This is a genomic window from Pseudomonas sichuanensis (genome assembly GCF_003231305.1).
GTDB lineage: Bacteria > Pseudomonadota > Gammaproteobacteria > Pseudomonadales > Pseudomonadaceae > Aquipseudomonas > Aquipseudomonas sichuanensis.
The window spans coordinates 21942-28102 of the sequence record NZ_QKVM01000067.1 but is presented as its reverse complement, the minus strand read 5'-3'; the positions used below and the strand labels follow the sequence as shown (position 1 = coordinate 28102).

5 protein-coding genes are annotated in these 6161 nt (G+C 65.5%); 1 reads left to right on the top strand and 4 read right to left on the bottom strand.

Annotated features, from left to right (window positions below):
- Positions 1 to 168 precede the first annotated feature (168 nt).
- Entirely contained in the window at positions 169 to 2598 is a 2430-nt protein-coding gene (locus DM373_RS25705; protein WP_110996229.1) for a TonB-dependent receptor, read from the top strand.
- An 18-nt stretch (positions 2599 to 2616) separates the two neighbouring features.
- Here the strand turns inward: DM373_RS25705 and DM373_RS25700 are convergent, their stop codons facing one another.
- Genes DM373_RS25700 through DM373_RS25685 form a run of 4 tightly spaced genes read right to left on the bottom strand, consistent with a single transcriptional unit; the run spans position 2617 to position 6148 of the window.
- A complete protein-coding gene (locus DM373_RS25700; RefSeq protein ID WP_110996228.1) occupies positions 2617 to 3579 on the bottom strand; it encodes an SdiA-regulated domain-containing protein in 963 nt (320 codons plus the stop codon).
- Positions 3576 to 5132 (bottom strand): ArnT family glycosyltransferase, encoded by a 1557-nt coding sequence (locus DM373_RS25695; protein WP_110996227.1) that lies wholly within the window; start codon positions 5130 to 5132, stop codon positions 3576 to 3578. The genes DM373_RS25700 and DM373_RS25695 overlap by 4 nt, the downstream gene beginning before the upstream one ends.
- A gap of 3 nt (positions 5133 to 5135) precedes the next feature.
- Positions 5136 to 5408, bottom strand: coding sequence for a lipid-A-disaccharide synthase N-terminal domain-containing protein (locus tag DM373_RS25690; protein WP_110996226.1), 273 nt, complete (start codon positions 5406 to 5408; stop codon positions 5136 to 5138).
- Positions 5405 to 6148 (bottom strand): glycosyltransferase family 2 protein, encoded by a 744-nt coding sequence (locus DM373_RS25685; RefSeq protein ID WP_110996225.1) that lies wholly within the window; start codon positions 6146 to 6148, stop codon positions 5405 to 5407. The genes DM373_RS25690 and DM373_RS25685 overlap by 4 nt, the downstream gene beginning before the upstream one ends.
- Positions 6149 to 6161: the final 13 nt, after the last annotated feature.

The window sequence follows — 6161 nt, the reverse complement described above, 5'->3', positions numbered from 1 at the left end:
CACAGGCGCTGCAAACCTGCGGTCATGCCCAGGGACCTCAAACACAGTAAGGAATGTGCTTCAAAACCACCCCGCAAAATTTATTCAACCCAAGCTGATACTGTTCCCCATCTCGATTGGCAACAGGAGTGAACCCTCTCCTTATCCGGTCACAAGGACCCTCCTGTCATGCCTGTTGCAAGCCGTCCCCACGCCGAGCGTGCGCTCGCCACCGCAGTCCGTAACGCCCTGTTGAGCCTGGCCCTGGTAGCCGGCGCCGCAGGCACCCAGGTGGCAGTGGCGCAACCCGAAAACGTCGTGGCCACCCACACCTACGCCATCAGCCCTGGCCCGCTGGGCCGCGTGCTGTCCAGCTTTGCCGTGGCCTCGCAGATCGCCTTGTCGTTCGAACCGGCGCTGACCGACGGCTTGCACAGCGCAGGCCTCAACGGCAGCTACTCGCTACAGGACGGTGCCGCCCGCGTGCTGGCCGGCAGCGGCCTTGAGCTGGTGGCCCTGGGCAACGGCAACTACACCCTGGCCAAGCTGGCGCAGCAGGGCGATGGCCTGACGCTCGCCGCCACCAACATCGAAGCCAACAGCCTGCGCCACGACAGCTTGCCGGAAGCCTTTGCCGGCGGCCAGGTGGCCCGCGGCGGCCGGCTGGGGATGCTGGGCAACAAGGACGTGATGGACACCCCCTTCAGCGTTACCAGCTACACCGCCAAGACCCTGGCCGACCTGCAGACGGTAACCGTGGCCGATGCGCTGGAGCGCGACCCGTCGGTGCGCTCCACCGGGCAGACCGGTGGCATTGTCGACTCGTTCTTCATCCGTGGCTTTCCGGTGGGCGAGGGCAACCTGGGTGAGCTGGCCTTTGATGGTGTCTACGGCGTTGCGCCCAACTATCGGGTATTCACCGAGTACGCCGAGCGCGTCGAGGTGCTCAAGGGGCCCGGTGCATTGATGTATGGCATCTCGCCCAACAGCGGTGTCGGCGGCGTGATCAACATCGTGCCCAAGCGTGCCCTGGCCGAGGACCTGACGCGCTTCACCGCCAGCTACAGCTCGGACAGCCAGGCCGGTGGCCACCTCGACATCAGCCGCCGCTTCGGCGAGGACAAACAGTGGGGCGTGCGTTTCAACGGCAGCCTTGCCCAGGGCGACACCGCCATCGACAACCAGCAGCGCGCCCTGGATATCGGCGCCATCGCCCTGGACTACAAAGGCGAGCGCCTGCGCCTGAACCTCGATTTCATCAGCCAGAAAGAAAAATGGGATGCCGCCTCGCGGCCCTTCACCGTGGCACCGGGTATCGACGTGCCGTCGGCCCCCAATGGGCGCACCAACCTGCCCCAGGACTGGGGTTGGTCCAACACCCGTGAGCAATCCGCGTTGCTCGGCGGCGAGTACGACCTGACTGATTCCTTGACCGTGTTTGCCCATGCCGGCGGCGGCAAGGCCGATGTGAAGCGCATGTCCGACCAGGTGCCGAGAATCCTCAATGCGGCCGGCGATACCAGCAATATCCCCGGTTACTACAAGTTCAACGTCGACCGCTCCACCGCTGATGTGGGCCTGCGCAGCCTGTTCGAAACGGGCCCGGTCAACCACACCATGACGGTCATGGCCACCCGCTATCAGGACGAGATGTCCCGCGGCATCAATAACGGTACGGCGATCCTGTCGAACATCTACCACCCGGTCGATGTGCCCAAGCAGCACATCAATGCACCGAAGGTATTGCGCATTTCCGAATCCGAGCTGACCGGCCTGGCCGTGACCGACACCCTGGCGGTGCTCGATGACCGGCTGCAACTGACCCTGGGCGTGCGTCGGCAGGACATCGAATCGCGCAACTACAACGCGGCCGGCGCGGTGTCGTCGCGCTACGACGACAGCGCCACCACGCCGGTGGTCGGGGTGGTGGTCAAGCCGTGGGAGAACGTCTCGCTCTACTACAACTACGTCGAGGGGCTGAGCAAGGGCGACATCGCACCGGCCACGGCCGCCAACGCCGGTGAAGCCTTCGCGCCGTACACCAGCAAGCAGCATGAGCTGGGCGTGAAGTTCGAACGCGACAGCTTCATGACCACCTTGGCGCTGTTCCAGATCGAGAAGCCCAGCGGCGAGCTGGGTGCCGGCAACCAGTTCTCGGTACAGGCAGAGCAGCGTAACCGTGGCGTCGAGCTGAGCATGTTCGGTGAAGTCAGCCCGGGCGTGCGCCTGATGGGCGGCGTGACCGCGATGGACGGCAAGCTGACCGACTCGGCCACTGCCGCCAACAAAGGCAACAAGCCGGTGGGCGTGCCTGAACTGCAGGCCAACCTGTGGGGCGAGTGGGATACACCGTGGCTGGCAGGCTTCACCCTGACCGGTGGCACGATCTACACCGCCAGCCAGTACATCAACCAGGCCAACACCCAGGAGCTCGACGCCTGGACCCGCTTCGATGTCGGCGGCCGCTACACCACCCGTATCGACGGGCACCCGACGACATTCCGGGCGACGGTACAGAACGTGTTCGACCGTGAATACTGGTCCGGCGTCGCGTCCTATGGCGCGATCTCGCCCGGTTACCCGCGCACCCTGCAGCTATCCGCCACGGTGGATTTCTGACCCTGCGCCGAGCCGGTCTCAGGGCTTGGCGAACCTGTAGAACAGGTTCGGCTCGCTGACCACATACAGGTTGCCGTCGCTGTCCATCGTGATGCCTTCCGGCTGGGGGGCATCGTGGGCCAGGCCACCGAACGCCGCGCGCAACGAACGGATGCTGACGAAGCGTCCATCGCCGTCGAGCTCGGTGATGTTCTTCGACTGGTCGCTGAGCACCAGCAGGTGGCCAGTGACGGGGTCGTAGTAGCCGTCGGACAGGTCGGTGGCGAACACGCTGCGCTTGACCCAGCTGCGGCGGTCGCTGACGGTGATCTGCAGTGGCCCGCCGTTCAGCGTCGTGAGCAGGCCGCTGACCTCGAACACCTGACGCGGCTCACGCTCCTTGATGGCGTACAGGCGATCGTGACCGGCGTCATAGGTGACGCCCTCGAAGCCCTTGTTGCGCAGGGTCGGGTTGATGTCCAGGGTAATCCACTGGGCCTGGCTGGCATTGATCGGCTGAGGGTGATCGGGCAGGGTGATCACGTCCAGCCGTTGCAGGGTTTCGTCGGCGATCGCCAGGCGGCCGTTGCCCAGGTAAGCGAGGCCTTCGGTGTCCTTGAAACCCACCAACGGATAACGGGCCTGGATGTCACCGCTCTTGCTGAGCTCCAGCAGTTCCATGGGCGCACCGTTGGTGATGGCCAGCAGCCGGTCGCGGTCATGGTCATAGGTGATGCCGGACAGGTTGTTCAGGCCCTGTTCCACCACCTTGGCATCGATCGCCACCTCGAAGGCCGGCAGCCAGAGGTTCTGCCCCGGCGCCGAGTCGCCGGTCCAGCGGTTGCTCAGGTGGGCGTAGACCTGCTGGGGCCAGAACGAACGTGCGGCCTCGATACCGGTCAGGCTGATGCCCGCCAGCAGCGTCAGGCCACCGACCTGGCTCAGGCGGTTCAAGCGTTTGAACCAATGCCGGTGTTGTACCGGCAGGGTCTGGGCAGTCATTTGCTAGGGGCCTCCAGAGCGGCTTGAAGATTCCCGGGCATGCCGCCCCAGGCAAATGGGTAGACCTGTTTGGGGGGGGCCGGCTGGCATTGGCCGGTGTCGGCATCGGCGCCCACCACATACCATTCGGCGCGCGAGGTATCGCCCAGCTTGCGCGCCTTGTCGGCACTGAAGCAGCGGCCCAGCTCGGTCGCCGGCAGCAGGGCGAACGCGGTGGGGTGCTGGCGCAACCAGTAGGCGGCGGTGTCCGCGGAAGAGTGGCTGCCGAAACCGAAGTGCACGATCGGCTGGCGGGCGAACAGCCAGTGCCCCTCGCGCCAGTTGACCAGCACCAGTTCGGCGCCGCCGGTGGCACGGGCGGCATCGGCCATCAGGGTTTCGTGGGGGTTACGGCCCTCCTTGATCGGCTCGACCAGGCCGCGCACGAACCACAGGCAGAACCACACCACGGCGACCACGGTAAACACCTTGCGCCAGCCTGGCCGGCGCTGGAACCAGCGCTTGAGCAACCAGGGCAGCAAGGGGGCGATGGCCAGCACCAGGCCGGGCAGCGCCGGGAAGATGTAGAGCTTGCGCTTGCCGCTGCTGAGGCTGAAGAACAACAGCACCAGTGCCACCCAGCCGAGCAGCACCAGCACGCGCCCGTCATGCTTGAGCAGCTGACGGCGCCAGGCCGGTACCAGCCAGGGCAGGGCCAGCACCAACGGCAGCCAGTACTTGGGGATGACCTTGGCGAAGAAGTACCAGAACGGCTCGCGGTGGTCCCAGGCATTGGCATAGCGGTTGGCGGTCTGGCGCAGCAGGATCTCTTTCAGGTAGGCCAGCTCTGCCTCGCCGCCGCCATGGGCGATGGTCACCAGCAGTGGCAGCAGCCACACCGCGCAACCGGCCAGCAACCACAGCAGCCCCAGGCTCCAGCGCCAGCCCTGGCCAGGCATGGCCACCACGCCTCGCCAGCGCCGGTGCACGGCCCAGGCATAGGGCAGCAGCATCAGTGCCGGGACAAAACCCACACCTTTGCTGATGATGCCCAGGCCCATGGCCGCGCAGCCGGCATAGAACCAGCCCCAGGCCGGGCCCAGCAGCAGGTGGCGAAGCAAACCGTAGAAACCCAGCGCGACCCACAATGCGAGGAAACTGTCGATCTGCCCGGTGCGCAGGATGCTGTAGCTCTGGTAGGTCGCCAGGAACAGCAAGGCGGCGATGCAACCGATGCGCTTGTTCCACAGGCGCCGGCCCAGGTCGTAGAGCACCGCGGTGGTGGTGGCTGCCGAGAGCAGGCCGGGGAGGTACAGGGCGACCTTGGGCAAGCCGGTCAAGGCGCTGAACAAGGCCACGGTCCACATGAACAAGGGCGGTTTGTCGCCGTAGATTTCGCCGGCACGGTGCGGGATGAACCAGTTGCCGCTCTGCAGCATTTCCAGGGCGACACCGAGGAAGCGTTCTTCGTCGACGTTCATCGGCTGGCGCCAGCCGATGCCGGCACCGACCAGCAGCAACGCCAGGGCGACCAGCGCCAGGCATTGGGCTGTGGGGGTTGTGAACCTGGGCAAGGGCTATTCCTTCTGCTCTTTGAACCGGGCGATCAACTGCAGGTTGCGCAGGTAGACCAGAAAACCGAAGGCCTGGCCGATGATGAACACCGGGTCCTGGCGGTAGATGGCATAGATCAGCAGCAAGGCGCTGCCGAGCATGCTCAGGTACCAGAAGCCCACCGGGATCACGCTGCGGCGTTTGTATTCGCTGTACAGCCACTGCAGCACGAAACGGCCGGTGAACACGGCCTGGCCGGTGAAGCCGAGGATCAGCCAGAGGGTTTCGCGGGTCATCCTTCGAGCTCCTGTGGGCGGGTGTCCAGGCGGGTGCGACGGATCAGCCACCAGACCCCGAACAGGTCGAGAATGCCGACCAGGGCGCGGTCCAGGTTGCCGTACTTGGAGGTGCCGGCATGACGTGGCCGGTGGTTCACCGGGTGCACCAGCATGCGGCCGTTGTGGCGCAGGATCAGCGCCGGGATGAAACGGTGCATATGGTCGAAGTAAGGCAGGCGCAGAAACGCCGCGCGCTCGATCAGCTTCAGCCCGCAACCGGTGTCCGGGGTGGCATCCTTGAGCAGGCGGCTGCGCAGGCCGTTGGCGAAGCGCGAAGCCCAGCGTTTGCTGGCGGTGTCGCGGCGGTTGACCCGATGCCCGGCCACCAGCTTGATGCCACCGGCCAGGTCTTCGCTGGCACGCACCAGGGCGAGCATCCCAGGGATATCCGCCGGGTCGTTCTGGCCGTCGCCATCCAGGGTGGCCAGCCAGCGGCCACGGGCCGCCTGGGCGGCGTGCCAGAGCGAAGTGCTCTGGCCCAGGGAGCGTTCATGGTGGAGGATGCGCAGTTGTTCAAAACCGTGGGTACGCAGCTGTTGCAGCACGACCAGGGTCGGGTCGCTGCTGCCGTCATCCACCACCAGCACCTCGTAGCGTTCGCCTTGCAGCGCGTTGCGGATTTCCGCCAGCAGCGCCGGCAGGTTTTCCGCTTCGTTCTTTGCCGGAATCAATACCGAAAGGTCGATCTGTTCAGTCATCGGGCCTACCTGT

Excerpts from the sequence above, each read along its gene's own strand:
- DM373_RS25705 (WP_110996229.1), top strand. The coding sequence starts at position 169 with ATGCCTGTTGCAAGCCGTCCCCACGCCGAGCGTGCGCTCGCCACCGCA.
- DM373_RS25700 (WP_110996228.1), bottom strand. The coding sequence starts at position 3,579 with ATGACTGCCCAGACCCTGCCGGTACAACACCGGCATTGGTTCAAACGC.
- DM373_RS25685 (WP_110996225.1), bottom strand. The coding sequence starts at position 6,148 with ATGACTGAACAGATCGACCTTTCGGTATTGATTCCGGCAAAGAACGAA.
- DM373_RS25690 (WP_110996226.1), bottom strand. The coding sequence starts at position 5,408 with ATGACCCGCGAAACCCTCTGGCTGATCCTCGGCTTCACCGGCCAGGCC.